This is a genomic window from Candidatus Allofontibacter sp., assembly GCF_038145245.1.
Classification (GTDB): Bacteria; Pseudomonadota; Alphaproteobacteria; order Pelagibacterales; family Pelagibacteraceae; genus Fontibacterium.
In genome coordinates, this window is the sequence record NZ_JAYQPI010000009.1 from 1 (window position 1) to 16,165 (window position 16,165).

Consider the following 16,165-nt stretch of genomic DNA (forward strand, 5'->3'; position numbering starts at 1 on the left):
GAAATATTAAAGTTAAAGCAAGAGCAAGCAGATTTAGTTGAAAAATTAAAAAATGAAAAGTTAGAAAATAATTATCTTGCATCTCCAGAAAGAGTTAAAAAATTAGCCAAACAGCATTTATCACAAGATTATATAGAAATAGACAAAGGGAATTTTAAATATCTAAATGAAAAATAAATTAAATAATAATAGACAAAAAAGTTTTTATTTTCAGAATTTTATTAATGATGATAATAAAAATAATTTTTTATTCAGTTCTAGAGCAAATTTTGTATTAAAATTTTTTTCTTTTGTATTTTTAATAATTTTATCAAAACTCTTTTATCTAGGAATTAACAAGAGCGGTGATATTAATTTTGAGAATTTTATTAGCAACAAGGATTACAATCAAAGAAAAGATATAATTGATAGAACAAACTTATTGATAGCTAAAAATATTGATATTTACGACCTAGTTTTAAAAGTAGATAATACAAATAATTTGCCCCAACTTTTGGCAAAATTAAAATCGCAATTTCCTGGATTAAATATAAACGAAATTCAAAAAGAAGTTATCGAAAAAAAAAGATTGGTACTAAAAAAAAAACTTGATCATATTGAGTATAAGAAAGCAATAATGCTAGGTGAGCCAGCAATAGAATTAAGTAGAAGACAAGTTAGAATATATCCTCAAAGAAATTTATTTAGCCATGTGCTAGGCCAAACAGATGAGGATAATAATGGAATTTCAGGGGTTGAAAATTATTTTAATAATCAAATTTTAAATACAAAATTTTCTGAAAATTCTTTTCAAATTACTCTGGATACGATGATTCAATCACAAGTGAGAGATATATTAGAGAATGCTATTTCTGATTATTCAGCAAAAGGCGCTGCATCACTTCTTATGAATGTAAATTCTGGAGAAATAATATCTTTAGTTTCTCTGCCAGATTTTGACATTAATAGAAGAACATTAGTTAATGATGAAAAATATTTAAATAAAATTACTCTTGGTGTTTATGAATTGGGTTCTGTATTTAAAGCTTTAACAATTGCTAATGCACTAGAGCTGAAACTTATTGATGAGAACACTTTATTTAAAAATCTAGAAAAACAAGTATATAATTGTGGTCCCTCAAAACCTATTAATGAGCACGATAAAAATCTAAAAAGAGACCTAACTACTACAGAAATTTTAGTGAAATCTTCAAATATAGGAACTGTAAAAATAATAGAAAAGATTGGAATTGAAAATCATAAAAATTTTCTAACAAAACTTGGAATCTTTGAAAGATCAACTGTTGAGATCCCAGAAAAGGGAAAATCTTTGTCTATGAAATGGGATAACTGCACTTTAGCAACGGCGTCTTATGGTCATGGAATAAGTACTACACCAATTCAATTAGCATCAGCCTATGCAGCGTTAGTAAATGGTGGATATAAAGTTTACCCAACACTAGTAAAACAAAATACGAATATTAAAAAAGAAAAAGTTATTAGTGAAGAAACAAGTAAAAAAATGGTTAAAATGCTTCGAAAAGTAGTCGACAAAGATGATCCTATGCAAGGAACAGCAAAAAAAGCAGATATTAAAGGTTATTCAGTTATAGGAAAGACAGGAACTGCTGTTAAAGTTTCCAAAATATCCAAAGGTTATTCTAAGGATGTTATGACTGTTTTTGTCTCAGCATATCCTGAAGAAAAACCTGAGTATTTATTGTTAGTTATGATTGATGAGCCAAAAGCTATTCCTAGCAAAGGTTTTTATAAATCAGATTCAGGATGGAATGCTGTTCCTACGGCGGGAACTATTATAAAAAGAATTGGACCTATTTTAGCTTCAAAAAATTATAATATTGTTCTTAATGCTAAGTAATAAAATTAAATTTTTACAATATAAAAATAGAAATTTTTCTATCAACTCAAAAAAAGTAAAAAAAAATGAAATTTTTTTTGCAATTGATGGCTCAAAACAATCTGGGAATTCATATTCATCAGAAGCTTTATCAAAAGGTGCCTTTAAAGTTGTCACAAGTAAAAATATAAAAAATAAAAATTATTTAGTAGTAAAAAACGTAAGAAAATTTTTAGCAGAAGCTTGTTGCGCAAAATATAATGAAAAACCTAATAATATAATTGCTGTTACCGGAACAAATGGAAAATCTTCGGTTGCTCATTTTTATTTTCAGATTTTAAAAAATCTTAAAATAAATTCAGCAGCTATTGGTACGCTTGGTATTTTTTATAAAAATAAATTTAAAAAAACAAATCTTACAACACCAGATGTTATTACAATCCATAAAGAATTAAATTTTTTAAAAAAAAATAAAATTGATAACGTGTGTTTAGAAGCTTCTAGCCATGGACTTCATCAAAATAGATTGGATAGTATTAGTTTTAAGGCGGGAATTTTTACAAATTTTACACAAGACCATTTAGATTATCATAAGAATTTAAAAAATTATTTGAAAGCTAAGCTTTATCTTTTTAGTTCTTTATTAAAGAAAAATTCTTGTGCTATTATAGACACGGATATCCCCGAGTATTATGTATTAGATAAAATTTGTAAAAAAAGAAAAATAAAAATTTTATCTTTTGGATCCAGAGGAAATACAATCAAATTAATCTCTCATTATTTTTTAGGCAAACAACAAATAATAAAAATTAACTTTTTAAATAAAATTTATAATATTAGATTAGATCTAATAGGAGACTTTCAAATTAAAAATTTATTTGCTGCAATGTTAGCTTCGTATTTATCTATTAAAAATTCAGATAAAATTATTAGCATTTTATCAAAGATAAGATCTGCAACTGGTCGAATGCAGTATGTTGGCAATAAAAAAAAATCGGCAGTAGTAGTTGATTACGCTCATACCCCAGATGCTTTAAAAAAAAGTCTTCAAACATTGGCAAAGCAATTTAATAAAAAAGTAGATGTTGTATTTGGTTGCGGGGGCGATCGAGATAAAGGGAAAAGATATAAAATGGGCAAAATAGCAAAACAATTCGCTTCTAAAATATATCTAACAAATGATAATCCCAGATCTGAAAATCCTATTTCTATTATTAAAGAAATTAAAAAAGGGTGCTTAAGATCAAAGGTTATATTAGATAGAAAAACAGCAATTAAATCTGCTATCAAGAATCTTAAAACTGACAGTATTTTATTGATTGCTGGAAAGGGTCATGAAAATTATCAGATTATAAATAATAAAAAAAAGTACTTTTCAGATCAAAAAGTATCGAAAATTTTTTTAAATTAAAATGACAACGAAGCTTTATACAAGCGATGAAATTAACGTAGTTTTTAATTCAAATATAAATAAAAAGTTATTCTTTAATAAAGTTGCAATAGATAGTAGAGAAATTTCAAATAGAGGAATTTTTTTTGCAATAAAAGGAGAAAATGACGACGGTCATCGATATGTTAAAGCTGTATTAAAAAATAAAAATAATTTATCCATCACTAGCAAAGGACCTAAAAATCAAAGATCAATAAGGACTAAAAATACTTTAGAGAATTTAAGAAATTTAGCTTCTTATGCAAGACAAAGAAGCGAAGCAAAGATTGTAGCCATAACTGGCAGCTGTGGAAAAACTTCATTAAAAAATTTATTAAATAGTTCATTAAGCAAAGTTGGAAAAACGCACTGCTCGCCGAAATCTTTTAATAATCATTACGGAGTTCCTTATTCTTTAGCTAATTTAAGTTCTGATAATAAATATGGAATCTTTGAACTCGGAATGAGTTCAAAAGGCGAAATTGATAACCTTGTTAATTTAGTAAAGCCACATATTGCGATCATAACTAATATTGGTCCAGCGCATTTGGAAAATTTTAAAAATATTTATGGAATCTGCAAAGCGAAAGCAGAAATTATGAATGGCATTTATCAAAATGGAGTCATTATTTTAAATAAAGATGATAAATTTTTTAAATATTTAAAGAGTATTGCAGAAAAAAAAAATATTAAAATACTAACTTTTGGTTTTTCAAAATCCGACATTCAGATTATAAAAAGTTCAGCAAAAGTATTTTTTAAAATAAAGAATAAAATAATTAATTTTAAAATAAATAATTTCAATAAATCTTATTTATATAATGTTGCAGCAACATTATGTGTTCATTATTACTTAAATCATAATATAAATTTTTTAAAGAATAACTTTAAAAATTTTAAAATTCCAGAAGGAAGAGGAAATGAAAAAAATATTAAAATTAAAAACAAAAGGATTCTTTTAATTAATGATAGCTACAACTCTAATCCAGTGTCTCTCAATGAAGCAATCTATAATTTTTCAATAAGAAAAAAAAACAAGCAGAGAAAAATTGTAATTATCGGGGATATGTTGGAGCTTGGAAAAAAATCAAAATATTACCATCAGCAAGCAGCAAGAATATTAAATAAAACTAATATAGACAAAGTTTTTTGCGTTGGTTCAGAAGTCAGACATACTTATCAAAAGCTAAATCATAGTAAAAAAGGGTTATTAGTTAAAAACATTAGTTTTCTTAAAGAAAATATTTTCAATCTTTTAGAGAATAATGATATTTTGTTAGTCAAATCATCAAATAGAATTGGTTTGTTTAATTTTTTTAATAAATTTTAATAATGCTTTATTTTTTTTTTAAATATTTTTCTTCTGAAGTTAGTATTTTTAATGTTTTTAAATATATTACCTTCAGGACTGGAATTTCAGTTGCCACTTCATTAACATTTGTACTTTTAATTGGAGAGAGCTTAATTGCTAAGTTAAAAACATTTCAAAAGGATGGTCAACCTATACGCAATGATGGCCCTTTATCGCATATTATAAAAAAATCAGGTACTCCTACTATGGGGGGATTAATAATTATTTTAAGTATTTTATTTTCAACTTTGTTATGGGCTGATCTAACAAATAAATATGTTTTGATATTAATTTTTTGTTTATTAAGCTTTGGAACAATTGGTTTTGTTGACGATTATCTAAAAGTTATAAAAAATAATTCTAAAGGTATTAGTGCTAAAAAAAAATTATTTTTTCAAATTTTAAGTGGAATAATTGTTATATATTTAATAATTTTAAATACTGAGCCGGAATTAAATTATAAAATTTATTTTCCATTGTTTAAGAATTTTATCTTAAATATTGGAATTTTTTATTTTATATTTGGTTTAGTAGTTATTGTTGGATCGTCTAATGCTGTTAATTTAACAGATGGCTTAGATGGACTGGCGATTGTTCCAGTAATTCTTGTTGCACTAACTTTTGCATTTATAGCTTATGTTTCTGGTAATATTATTTTTTCAAAATATCTCCAATTAGCTTATATTAAAAATACAGGTGAAATCTGCATTTTTTTAGGGGCAATGATAGGGGCAGGCCTAGGTTTTTTATGGTTTAATTCTCCCCCAGCAAAGGTTTTTATGGGAGACACAGGTTCCTTATCTTTAGGTGCAGCACTTGGAGCAATTGGAATTATAACTAAACATGAAATAGTTTTAGCGATTGTGAGCGGACTTTTTGTATTAGAATCTTTGTCAGTTATTATACAAGTTGCGTCTTTTAAATTAACAGGAAAAAGAGTTTTTCAAATGGCACCACTGCATCATCATTTTGAAAAAAAAGGTTGGAGCGAATCTACAGTTGTAATTAGATTTTGGATTATAGCGATAGTCTTTGCTTTAGTAGGTCTTGCATCTCTTAAATTAAGATAATGCTCTCACTAGAACAGTGTAGCCAAAAAAAATTTTTAGTTTTTGGCCTTGGTATTAGTGGCGATGCAACTTTATCTCAATTAAAAAAAAATAATGCTAACATCGAATGCTGGGATGATAATAAAAAATTAAGAGAAAAATTTAAGAATAAATATAGAGTAAGCAAAAATTGGTTTAAAAATAGTTATGATTTTATAGTCATATCTCCTGGAATTAACATTTATACTCATCCAAAAAAATTTTTTTTTCATAAAAATAAAAACAGAATTATTACTGATCTAGATCTGTTTTGCAGCTCCATTAAAGATCAAAAAGTTATCATGGTAACGGGTACCAATGGCAAATCTACCATGTCAAAATTAATCTATGATTTATTAAAAAATTCAAAAAAGAAAGTTTATATAGGAGGAAATTACGGAACTCCCGTTATGCATTTGCCATACAAAGAAAAATCGGCAATTTTTGTACTAGAACTCTCATCTTATCAGTTAGACTACTCATGGCGTTTACCGAGCTCTGTTTCAATTTTATTAAATATTAGTCCAGACCATATCGAGAGACATGTAAGTTTTAATAAATATATTTCAGCTAAGCTTAAAATTTTTAAAGGATTAACAAGTAGAGGCATTGGTTTTTTAGATTTGAGTAATGACAAAGAATCTAAAATATTTAAAGTTTTAAAGTCTGAAAAATATGATCAAAGAAATATTAAGTTAATTAGAAAAAATATTAACCACAATATTAAAGATGATTTAATTAGCCCTCAGTTAAAAGGACTTCATTTTAAAAATTGTCTTTATATTGCATTGCAAATTACAAAATTGTTTAAAATTTCAAAAAATATTTATTTAAAAACAATTAAGAATTTTAAAGGACTTTCGCATAGACAAGAAATTATAAAAACGAAAAATAATTTGACTTTTATAAACGATTCTAAAGCAACAAATTTTTCATCAACCGAGGTAGCTTTAAATAATTATAAAAACATTCACTGGATAGTTGGTGGTCTTCCTAAAGCAAAAGACAAGATAATGGTTCATAAATATAAGAAATCTATAATAAGAGCTTATATTGTAGGACGAAATATAAATTTTTTTTTAAGACAAATTAAAAATACTGTAAAATGTAATATTAGCTACTCTATTGAGAAGGCATTTTTATCAGCTTTAACTGAGGCCAAAAATTACCCTAATTTAAAACAAGTTATATTATTAAGTCCTTCAGCTGCTTCTTTTGATCAATATAAAAATTTTGAACATCGAGGCAATACTTTTAAACAGCTAGTAAAAAAATATTCATGATTAATTTTGGCAGAACTAATACAAATCAACTGGCGCTGTGGTGGAGAAATATTGATAAACTACTTTTTATCTTAATAATTTCTTTAATATTTATGGGGATATTTTTTGCTTATACTTCTACTTCTAATATTGCTTCAGAAAAAATATACAAGACAGATTATCTTTTAATTGCAAAACATATTTTATTTGCATTTATTAGTTTGTTAATTTTATCTTCCCTATCTTTATTGGATGCAAAGCAAATAGAGAAATATTGTATTTTAGGTTTTATTATTACTTCCTTTTTATTGTTATCTGTCTTATTTTTTGGAGTGGAAGTTAAGGGCTCTAAAAGATGGATAAACTTAATCTTTTTTAGATTTCAACCAGTAGAAATTTATAAACCTTTTTTTGTTTTATTATGTTCTTTAATTATTTCTAATTCACAGATAGGAGAACTTAAATTAAGAATCTTTTATAGTTTTTGTGTATTATTTTTCTCTTTATTATTATTACTTAACCAACCTGATGTTGGTCAAAGTTTATTAATTTTTTCAGTTTGGTTAATTTTAATATTTATTTCTGGAGTTAGTATTGTTCTTCTTATTTCTTTAGGTTCTGCAATTTTTTTAGGCATCGCATCAGCAATATTATTATTTAATGAGAGGTTTTCTTATATTTTTAGAAGGTTAAGAACTTTTATTGATCCTAATAAAGGAGATAACTTGCAAACACAAAAAGCATTAGAGGCAATAAAACAAGGTGGCTTTGCGGGAAGAGGAATAGGCGAAGGGATATTGAAAGAGAGAGTTCCTGAGGCACATACTGATTTTGTCTTAGCAGTGATTGGAGAAGAGTTTGGTATTTTTATGATATTAATAATTTTTTTAATAATAACTTTTATTTTTTTAAGAGTTTTTTCTCAATTTAATAGTGAAAACAATCCATTTAGAAAATTAGTGTTAATAGGCTTATCGTGTTTAATTTATTTACAATCTATTATTAACTTAGGAGTTACTTTAAATATTCTTCCAAACAAAGGAATGACTTTTCCATTTATAAGTTATGGAGGATCATCCATGATTGGCTGTGCAATAATATTTGGAATATTACTTTGTTTTACTAAGAAAAAATTATCTTAATGAAAAAGATCTTAATCTGCACAGGTGGGACTGGTGGACATATATTTCCAGCAATATCACTTGCTCAATATTTAGAAAAAAAAAATTTTAATGTAGATCTTATTACTGATTATAGAGCGAAAAGATTTATAAATAATCCAGATTTAAGAAATATTACATTTATTAACGTAAAGACTCCTACTGGAAAAAAAGGTTTAGGATTAATTTATTCGTTATTTTTAATATTTATTACATTTTTATATTCAATTTTTTTTCTTTTATTTAAAAAACCACAATTAATTATTGGCTCAGGAGGTTATGCTTCTTTTCCTATTTTGTTAGCAGCAAAATTACTAAAAAAAAAATTTATTATTTATGAAACAAATTCTGTAGTCGGAAGAGTGAATAAGTTCTTTTTAAATAGTTCGATAAAAATATTTACTGGATATCCATTAAAAAACTTAAATATAAATAATGATAAAATTAATTTTGTTGGACAACTAATTAGAGAACAAATTTATACAGCAAAAGAAAAAAAAGATTTTAAAAAAGATAATAATTTTGATTTTACTTTACTTGTTATTGGTGGAAGTCAAGGCGCAGAAATTTTTAGTAAAATATTACCCCAGTCATTAACTAAATTATTTAGTTTGAATAAAAAAATAAGAATTTTTCATCAAGCAGGAAATAAAGAACAGGAATCAAAAATAGATTTTTCTTATAAAAATAATTCTAATGTTACTATTTTTAATTTTGAACCAAATATTGAAAAATATATGATGCTATCAGATTTAGTTATTACAAGAGCTGGTTCTTCAACATTATCAGAATTGGCTTTTTTACAGATCCCATTCATAGCGATCCCATTTAAAAATTCTCTAGATAATCATCAATTTTATAATGCAGAGTATTTTTTTAGAATGAGCGCTTGTTGGCTTATTGATCAACAAGAGTTAAACAGCGAAAAATTATTTGATTTAGTAAAAGATCTGATCATTAACAAAGAAAAGTTACTTGAAAAAAAGAGCAAATTAAAAGAATTAACAAAAACAAATGTTAATGAAATTTTTGAAAAAGAAATTAATAACCTTTTATCATGACTTTTAAAATTACAACTAATGATCAGGTTCATTTTATTGGCATAGGTGGAATAGGCATGAGCGGTATTGCTGAAATTATGCACAATATCGGATTCAAAGTTCAAGGTAGTGATCCATCAAGAAATAATAAAAATATAAAAAGATTGCAAAAGCTTGGATTAAAAGTTTTTTTTAATCATGCAAGAAAAAATATAGGAAATTCTAAACTGGTGGTATTTTCATCTGCAATTAGCAAAGATAATCCAGAATTAAGAGAGGCAAAAATAAAAAAAATACCGGTTATTCAGAGAGTAGAGATGCTTTCTGAAATTGTTAGATTAAAAAAAAATATAGTTATCAGTGGAGCTCATGGCAAAACTACAATTACTTCATTGATATCAACACTCTTATTTAAAGCAAAATTAGACCCAATGATTATTAATGGAGGCATATTAAACTCAATTAATTCAAATGCATTATTTGGAAAAGGAGATTGGGCAGTTGTCGAAGCAGATGAATCTGATGGTAGTTTTTTAAAAATACCAATTACCTATTCCGTAGTCAGTAATATTGATAAGGAGCATTTAGATTATTATAAAAATTTTAATAATCTGTATAAAAGTTTTGAAACTTTTATAAATAAGACGCCTTTAATTGGTAAATCATTTGTTTGCACTGATGATAAATTCTTAAAAAAAATTTTAAAAAATAAGAATAAGTCTAACATCATTACTTATGGTTTTGAAAATGGATCAGATCTTCATCCTTACAATGTGAAAAATTTAGGAAAATTGATGTGTTTTAATATATCTGTAAAACTTAATAATAAAGTTGAACACATTAAAAATATTGAATTAAATTTATTGGGTAGACACAATGTGCTCAATGCAACTGCTGCCATAGGTGTTGCTAAAAGTTTAGGTATTAAAAATAATATTATAAAAAAAACTTTAAAAAATTTTTTAGGGGTACAAAGAAGATTAACTAAAATCACTAATTTTAGAGGAAGTGAAATTTATGATGATTATGCCCATCATCCAACAGAAATTACATCGGTTTTAAATGCTATTAAATCGGGTTTTAAGGATAAGAAAATTGTAACAATATTTCAGCCCCACAGATATTCAAGAGTTGCTTCTTTAAGAAAAGAATTTGCAAATGCATTTAAAGATAGTGATTTAGTTGTTTTATGTCCTATTTATGCAGCTAGTGAGAAACCAATAAAAAATATTAATCATTATGAATTGGCTAAGCTTATTAAAAAGAGTTCAAAAAAAGATGTTATATGCATAGAAAATCAATTTGATTTAGAAAGATTTATAAAACGTCATACTTATGGAAATGAAGTTATTGTTTGTATGGGAGCAGGAAGTATTAGTAGTTGGATTAGAGAAATTGCTGTTAATTTAAAAAATGAACATTAATTTTTATTCACAACTAAAAAAAAATATTCAAGGAGAGTTGAGAGAAAATTTTGATTTATCTAAATCTAATTGGCTAGGAATTGGCGGAAAAGCAAAATTTTTTTTTAAGCCAAAGGATCTTAAAGATTTACAAATATTTTTAAGAAATAATAACCAACATCTTCCAGTTATTGCAATTGGCTCTGGTTCAAATTTATTAATTAGAGACAAGGGGTTTGATGGCGTAGTTATTAAATTTGGAAAAGATTTTGATTATATAAAGATTAATAATGACATTATTAATTGTGGACCAGCAACCCAAAAATCTTTTTTGGCTGAATATGCCGCTAATAATAATTTAACTGGTTTTGAATTTTTATATTGCATTCCAGGAACTGTTGCGGGGGGTGTTATTATGAACTCAGGCTGCTATGATAGCGATATATCCAAAGTAGTATTGAACATTTCAGCAATCGATATGAATGGAGAAATTAAAATTATTGATAAAAAAGAAATAAATTTTTCTTATCGACATAGTTCTCTTACTAAAAATCAAATTATTACCAATATTGAGATGAAGGGATCTTTTCTTGAAAAGGATAAAGTATTAGAAATTATGAAGAATTTAAAAAATAAAAAAGATACTGAACAGCCGCAAAAGATTAAAACAGGAGGCAGTACTTTTAAAAATCCACATAATTCAAAAAAAAAAGCTTGGCAATTAATAAAAGAATCTGGTTGTGCTGATTTAAAAATTGGTGAGATTAAACTATCTAATTTACATTGTAATTTTTTAGAGAATTTAGGTAAAGCAAGTTCAGAGGATGCGGAAAATTTAATTGAAAAAATACAAAAAGAAGTTTTCAAAAAAACTAATATAAACCTAGAATTAGAATTAGAAGTTGTGGGAACAAAATGAAAAAAGAAAAAGTCACAGTTTTGATGGGCGGAATATCAGCCGAAAGAGAGGTAAGCTTAGATAGTGGCAAAGCCTGTGCAAAAGCTCTTGTAGAAATTGGTTTTGATGTGACATGTTTAGATGCAAAAGATGATTTTATAGAAAAATTAATTAAGAATAAACCTGATAAAGTTTTTAATGCTCTGCACGGAAGATTTGGAGAAGATGGTTCTATCCAGGGATTGTTGGAGCATTTAAAAATACCTTACACACATTCTGGAATTTTATCCTCAGCAATTGCTATGGATAAATTAACATCGAAAAGAATTTTTAAAGATGCCAAAATTAGTTCTCCAGATTATCAAGTTATTAAAAATTTAGATGAGTTTCAAAGTTCTAAAATTGGATATCCTTGCGTTGTTAAACCAAATAATGAAGGGTCAAGCGTAGATGTTTATGTTTTTAATGAACCAAAAAAAAAAGATGAAGAGACAATTGTGTCTTTATTAAAGAAATATAGTTTTTTAATTTTAGAAAAATATATCCCAGGAAGAGAAATACAGGTTGCTGTCATGGGCTCAAAAGCTTTGGGCGGAATAGAGATTGTTCCGACAAGATCTTTTTATGATTATGAGGCAAAATATTCAGCTAACGCTAAAACGCAGCATATTATTCCTGTCAAAATAAATGAAAATGATTATAAAAATATTTTAGATATAGCTTTGCAGGCTCATAATATTTTGGGTTGTAGAGGAGTAACGAGATCTGATTTTAGATATAATGAGTCTGACAAGGATAATAAAATTTATATTCTTGAAGTAAATACTCAACCAGGCATGACAAGTCTTTCTTTGGTTCCAGAGATTGCTAATTATTACGGAATATCTTTTAATGAATTAGTAAGATGGATAATTAATGATGCTTCTATTAATAGATGATCAAAACCAAGAGATATATTTTTCTCACTTTATTAATTTTTCTTACAACATTTAATCCAGAATTACCTTTATTAAAACTTGGTTTATTTATTATTAAAACTGTTAATGTCTCTGGTTCAAAGAATAGTGATTTAGAAAAAATTAAAAAACAATTTAATTACTTCGTTAACACAAGTATTTTAAGTCTAGATCGTAAAAAACTGAATGAGATAGTATTGCAAAATGAGTGGATAAATTTTGTAAATATTAAAAAAAAATTTCCATCAACAATTAATGTAATAGTAGTTGAGCACGAACCATTTGTATTTTGGAAAAAAGGTAATAATAACATAATAATTACTAAGGAATTTACATTAATAGAAAAATTTAATTTAAGTAATTTTTCTAATCAAATTCAAGCTAAAGGCAACTTTGATATTCAAGATCTAAAAAAACTTTATAAAGCATTAATTAGCAATAATTTTGACTTATCTAGTATCTCTAGTTTTGAATTTGTAAATTCTGAAAGATGGGATTTATTTCTAAAAGGTAATAAAAAAATTATGCTTGGTAGACATGATTATATTCAACAAATTAACAATCTAAACAAAATACTTCTTCAGTCCAAAGAAGAGAAATTTACATATATTGATTTAAGACTTAAGAACAAAATTTTTGTAAAATAGTTAATGATTCAAAAAAATGAATTAATCGCATCTATAGATATTGGTTCATCTAAAATTAAGTGCCTGATTGCAAAATTTAAAAATAATAAAATTGAAATTTTAGGAAAGTCGATTGTTGAATCAAAAGGAATTACAAAAGGTCTAATTACAAATTTTCACGAAGCAAATTTAGCAGTACGTAAATGTTTAGAAATTGCAGAAAAACAAGCTGGTATTTCTTTAGATAATATTATTGTAAGTGCAGAATTTGAAAATATTTCCAGTAATTTATTAACAGAATATAAAAATGTGTATGGTGATCAGATAGAACATGAAAAAGATATTCAGGGACTTATACAAATTGCTGTAGATGAAATTATTAAAAATAATAAAGATAAAGCAATTTTACATATATTTTCTTCTAATTATAAAATTGATAAAAAAATTGTCGTTGATAATCCAGTTGGTTTTAAAGCAAATATTTTTTCAGCTGATATTCATGCGATTACAGTTGAACGTTCTACGCTTGATAATTTAAAAAATATTATCAATTCCTGCGAATTATCAGTTGAAAATTATATTTTTGGCACTTATGCCCTCGGTTTATCTTTTTTAAATGAAGATGATTTACACGAGGGAGTGATTTGCATTGATTTTGGCAAAGATAAGACAAGTTTTGCAATATTTGAAAATAATTCACTTTTTTATGTGGGCGTTATTCCATACGGATCAAATCAGGTTACAAAGGACTTAGCTAAAATACTTGATATTAAAACAGAGGTTGCAGAAAGAATTAAAATTGAGTGTGGAGAATGTATATTAAATGAAAATATTATAGGCAAGATTGAATATTTGCCGGTTCATTTATTTCCGGACGATGATTTCAGAAAAATTTCTAAGACAATGATTAATACTATTATCAATTCTAGAATAGAAGAGATTCTGCAGTTAATTTATAGAAAAATCAGATCATATAATCTAATTGATATAAAAGATAAGAAAATTTATCTCTCTGGAAGAGGCTCAAATTTAGTTGGATTATCAAATTTAATAAAAAAATATTTTTCACAAAGAACAGAACTTGTTTTACAAAAAAAACATGAGGATCAAAATTTAGTTAATAATTTGTCGCAAGATTTTTTAGTTTGTTATGGAATAGTTAAAAACTATTTTTATGGATTTACCTCCGAGGCTTTGCCAATTAAATTTAAAAATACAGGCTTATTTTCAAGATTTTTATCTATTTTTCAAAAGTAGAAATCGTAACAAAAGGTGATTAGCTATTGATGTGAATTTTACTAAATATCTGTTTTATAAAAAATATGTACCAAAAGACTTTAAAGTCAAAAATTAATTTTAAAGGAGTGGGATTACATAGTGGGTTAGTCGCTAATCTTGTAGTTAAACCATCAGAACCAAATTCTGGAATAACCTTTGTAAGAACTGATTACAAAGGAAAAGAAAAAATTATTCATGCTCATATTAGTAATGCTTTGCCTGCAAAGTTGTGTACTAAAATTTCTAACGAAAATGTTTCAATTTCAACTATCGAACATTTAATGTCCGCTTTATCGGGCATGGGAATTGATAATGCCCTAGTAGAAGTTGACAGCGAAGAAATACCAATATTAGACGGGAGTTCAAAAGAGTTTGCGATTGCTATTCAAGATGTTGGTGCAACAGTTCAAAATTCTGAAAAAAAATATATTAAAATTTTAAAAAAAATTATTGTTAAAGATAAAGACAAATCTATTTCAATTGAACCAACAAATAAAAATAAATTAGAAATTGATTATGAAATTGATTTTCATGATCGAGTTATTAAAAAACAAAGAAAAAAAATATATCTTGAAAAAAATGGATATATGGAAGTTCATGACTCAAGAACTTTTTGTTTACAAAAAGATCTTGAAAATATTTTTAAGATGGGACTTGCAAAAGGAGGTTCCCTGGATAATGCAATTGTTGTTTCTGAAGATAAAGTTTTAAACCAAGATGGTCTAAGATACAAAGATGAGTTTGTGAGACATAAGATTTTAGATTGTATCGGAGATTTATATTTGGCAGGTCACTGTATTATTGGAAAAGTAAATTGTTATCAAGGGGGTCATGATATGACTCGTAAGTTATTAGATACACTAATTAAAAATAAAAATGCATGGAATTTTACAACTCAAAAAACAAAAAACTTCTCTTCGATAAGCTCATATTTGCCAAATCAACTTGTAGTGAATTTATAATTTTAGTGGTAAAACTTAATTAAAAGAATTAATAAAAACTTTTAATTTTAATGTTTAAGCTAAAAATAATATTCCATATTTTATTAATTATAACATTTTTGTTAGGCTGTTCTTCATCGAATGATAAGCCTTTAGTGGCTCCTCCCAAAGAAAAAGTTAGTCTGCCTAAGTTATGGGGTTATGCCATGGATGATTTTAATGAAGGCAAGGCAGAAGGTGCAATTGAAAAGTTTAAAATGGTAGAAAAGGATTACTCTTATACCGAATGGGCTCCAAAATCGTTACTAATGATGGCGTATGTTTACTACGAGGCAAATCGTTGTCCAGATACACTTTCTGTGCTTGAGCGTTATATAAAATTTTATCCAAACAACCCTGAAAGAGTTTATGTAGAGTATCTAAAAGGTGTTTGTTATTTTGAAGAAGTGAGCGAATTTTCCAAAGATCAAGAAAAAACTGTTAAAGCAATTGATCAATTTAAATCATTAATAAAAGGTTATCCAAATACTGAGTATGCGGATGATGCTAAATATAAGTTGGACCTGCTGAATGATTTGATGGCAGGCAAAGAAATGTACGTTGCAAGATACTACATGAATAAGCAAAAATGGGCCGCGGCAATCAATAGATTAAAGACGATTGTAGATAAATATCAAACAACAATTTATATCGAAGAGGCTTTATATAGACTTATTGAGATTTATCACAAACTTGGGTTAGTGGAAGACGCTAATAAAACTGCAGCAATTTTAGGTTATAATTTTAACTCTAGTGAATGGTATAAAAAGAGTTATTTATTAGTTTCAACAAATCTTACAACTTTACCTAAAAAAGATAAATCTCTTTTAGATAGTTTTAAAAAAATAATTAATTAA

At 26.3% G+C, this 16,165-nt stretch carries 14 protein-coding genes; all 14 read left to right on the forward strand.

The window, feature by feature from the left end:
• The first annotated feature begins 166 nt into the window (after nucleotides 1-166).
• Nucleotides 167-1,858, forward strand: a complete 1,692-nt coding sequence (locus tag AC8IGH_RS02510; RefSeq protein WP_507419143.1) for a peptidoglycan D,D-transpeptidase FtsI family protein — start codon at nucleotides 167-169, stop codon at nucleotides 1,856-1,858.
• On the forward strand, nucleotides 1,848-3,248 hold the full coding sequence (locus tag AC8IGH_RS02515; RefSeq protein WP_507419144.1) for a UDP-N-acetylmuramoyl-L-alanyl-D-glutamate--2,6-diaminopimelate ligase: 1,401 nt from the start codon (nucleotides 1,848-1,850) through the stop codon (nucleotides 3,246-3,248). The genes AC8IGH_RS02510 and AC8IGH_RS02515 overlap by 11 nt, the downstream gene beginning before the upstream one ends.
• A 1-nt stretch (nucleotide 3,249) precedes the next feature.
• A complete protein-coding gene (locus AC8IGH_RS02520) occupies nucleotides 3,250-4,596 on the forward strand; it encodes a UDP-N-acetylmuramoyl-tripeptide--D-alanyl-D-alanine ligase (RefSeq protein WP_507419145.1) in 1,347 nt (448 codons plus the stop codon).
• Between the two features lie 2 nt (nucleotides 4,597-4,598).
• Complete coding sequence (gene mraY, locus AC8IGH_RS02525; protein WP_507419146.1) at nucleotides 4,599-5,687, forward strand: phospho-N-acetylmuramoyl-pentapeptide-transferase; 1,089 nt, start codon at nucleotides 4,599-4,601, stop codon at nucleotides 5,685-5,687.
• Nucleotides 5,687-6,988: a UDP-N-acetylmuramoyl-L-alanine--D-glutamate ligase gene (murD, locus tag AC8IGH_RS02530; protein WP_507419147.1), complete on the forward strand. Its 1,302-nt coding sequence runs from the start codon at nucleotides 5,687-5,689 to the stop codon at nucleotides 6,986-6,988. Before mraY ends, murD begins: the two co-directional genes overlap by 1 nt.
• Nucleotides 6,985-8,109, forward strand: a complete 1,125-nt coding sequence (locus AC8IGH_RS02535; RefSeq protein ID WP_507419148.1) for an FtsW/RodA/SpoVE family cell cycle protein — start codon at nucleotides 6,985-6,987, stop codon at nucleotides 8,107-8,109. Before murD ends, AC8IGH_RS02535 begins: the two co-directional genes overlap by 4 nt.
• Nucleotides 8,109-9,188, forward strand: a complete 1,080-nt coding sequence (locus AC8IGH_RS02540; protein ID WP_507419149.1) for a UDP-N-acetylglucosamine--N-acetylmuramyl-(pentapeptide) pyrophosphoryl-undecaprenol N-acetylglucosamine transferase — start codon at nucleotides 8,109-8,111, stop codon at nucleotides 9,186-9,188. Before AC8IGH_RS02535 ends, AC8IGH_RS02540 begins: the two co-directional genes overlap by 1 nt.
• Entirely contained in the window at nucleotides 9,185-10,591 is a 1,407-nt protein-coding gene (gene murC, locus AC8IGH_RS02545) for a UDP-N-acetylmuramate--L-alanine ligase (protein ID WP_507419150.1), read from the forward strand. The genes AC8IGH_RS02540 and murC overlap by 4 nt, the downstream gene beginning before the upstream one ends.
• Complete coding sequence (gene murB, locus AC8IGH_RS02550) at nucleotides 10,581-11,489, forward strand: UDP-N-acetylmuramate dehydrogenase (RefSeq protein WP_507419151.1); 909 nt, start codon at nucleotides 10,581-10,583, stop codon at nucleotides 11,487-11,489. Before murC ends, murB begins: the two co-directional genes overlap by 11 nt.
• Nucleotides 11,486-12,406, forward strand: a complete 921-nt coding sequence (locus AC8IGH_RS02555; RefSeq protein WP_507419152.1) for a D-alanine--D-alanine ligase — start codon at nucleotides 11,486-11,488, stop codon at nucleotides 12,404-12,406. Before murB ends, AC8IGH_RS02555 begins: the two co-directional genes overlap by 4 nt.
• The gene (locus tag AC8IGH_RS02560) at nucleotides 12,403-13,071 is read left to right on the forward strand and encodes a cell division protein FtsQ/DivIB (protein ID WP_507419153.1); all 669 of its coding nucleotides are present in this window, start codon (nucleotides 12,403-12,405) and stop codon (nucleotides 13,069-13,071) included. The genes AC8IGH_RS02555 and AC8IGH_RS02560 overlap by 4 nt, the downstream gene beginning before the upstream one ends.
• Nucleotides 13,072-13,074: 3 nt before the next feature.
• On the forward strand, nucleotides 13,075-14,307 hold the full coding sequence (gene ftsA / locus AC8IGH_RS02565; protein WP_507419154.1) for a cell division protein FtsA: 1,233 nt from the start codon (nucleotides 13,075-13,077) through the stop codon (nucleotides 14,305-14,307).
• A 65-nt stretch (nucleotides 14,308-14,372) separates the two neighbouring features.
• Nucleotides 14,373-15,290, forward strand: coding sequence for a UDP-3-O-acyl-N-acetylglucosamine deacetylase (gene lpxC, locus AC8IGH_RS02570; protein ID WP_507419155.1), 918 nt, complete (start codon nucleotides 14,373-14,375; stop codon nucleotides 15,288-15,290).
• Nucleotides 15,291-15,340: 50 nt separating this feature from the next.
• Complete coding sequence (locus AC8IGH_RS02575; protein WP_507419156.1) at nucleotides 15,341-16,165, forward strand: outer membrane protein assembly factor BamD; 825 nt, start codon at nucleotides 15,341-15,343, stop codon at nucleotides 16,163-16,165.

What these genes read in the sequence shown, in the direction of transcription:
- AC8IGH_RS02510 (WP_507419143.1), top strand. Translation starts at nt 167, where the DNA reads ATGAAAAATAAATTAAATAATAATAGACAAAAAAGTTTTTATTTTCAG.
- AC8IGH_RS02515 (WP_507419144.1), top strand. Translation starts at nt 1,848, where the DNA reads ATGCTAAGTAATAAAATTAAATTTTTACAATATAAAAATAGAAATTTT.
- AC8IGH_RS02520 (WP_507419145.1), top strand. Translation starts at nt 3,250, where the DNA reads ATGACAACGAAGCTTTATACAAGCGATGAAATTAACGTAGTTTTTAAT.
- mraY (WP_507419146.1), top strand. Translation starts at nt 4,599, where the DNA reads ATGCTTTATTTTTTTTTTAAATATTTTTCTTCTGAAGTTAGTATTTTT.
- murD (WP_507419147.1), top strand. Translation starts at nt 5,687, where the DNA reads ATGCTCTCACTAGAACAGTGTAGCCAAAAAAAATTTTTAGTTTTTGGC.
- AC8IGH_RS02535 (WP_507419148.1), top strand. Translation starts at nt 6,985, where the DNA reads ATGATTAATTTTGGCAGAACTAATACAAATCAACTGGCGCTGTGGTGG.
- AC8IGH_RS02540 (WP_507419149.1), top strand. Translation starts at nt 8,109, where the DNA reads ATGAAAAAGATCTTAATCTGCACAGGTGGGACTGGTGGACATATATTT.
- murC (WP_507419150.1), top strand. Translation starts at nt 9,185, where the DNA reads ATGACTTTTAAAATTACAACTAATGATCAGGTTCATTTTATTGGCATA.
- murB (WP_507419151.1), top strand. Translation starts at nt 10,581, where the DNA reads ATGAACATTAATTTTTATTCACAACTAAAAAAAAATATTCAAGGAGAG.
- AC8IGH_RS02555 (WP_507419152.1), top strand. Translation starts at nt 11,486, where the DNA reads ATGAAAAAAGAAAAAGTCACAGTTTTGATGGGCGGAATATCAGCCGAA.
- AC8IGH_RS02560 (WP_507419153.1), top strand. Translation starts at nt 12,403, where the DNA reads ATGATCAAAACCAAGAGATATATTTTTCTCACTTTATTAATTTTTCTT.
- ftsA (WP_507419154.1), top strand. Translation starts at nt 13,075, where the DNA reads ATGATTCAAAAAAATGAATTAATCGCATCTATAGATATTGGTTCATCT.
- lpxC (WP_507419155.1), top strand. Translation starts at nt 14,373, where the DNA reads ATGTACCAAAAGACTTTAAAGTCAAAAATTAATTTTAAAGGAGTGGGA.
- AC8IGH_RS02575 (WP_507419156.1), top strand. Translation starts at nt 15,341, where the DNA reads ATGTTTAAGCTAAAAATAATATTCCATATTTTATTAATTATAACATTT.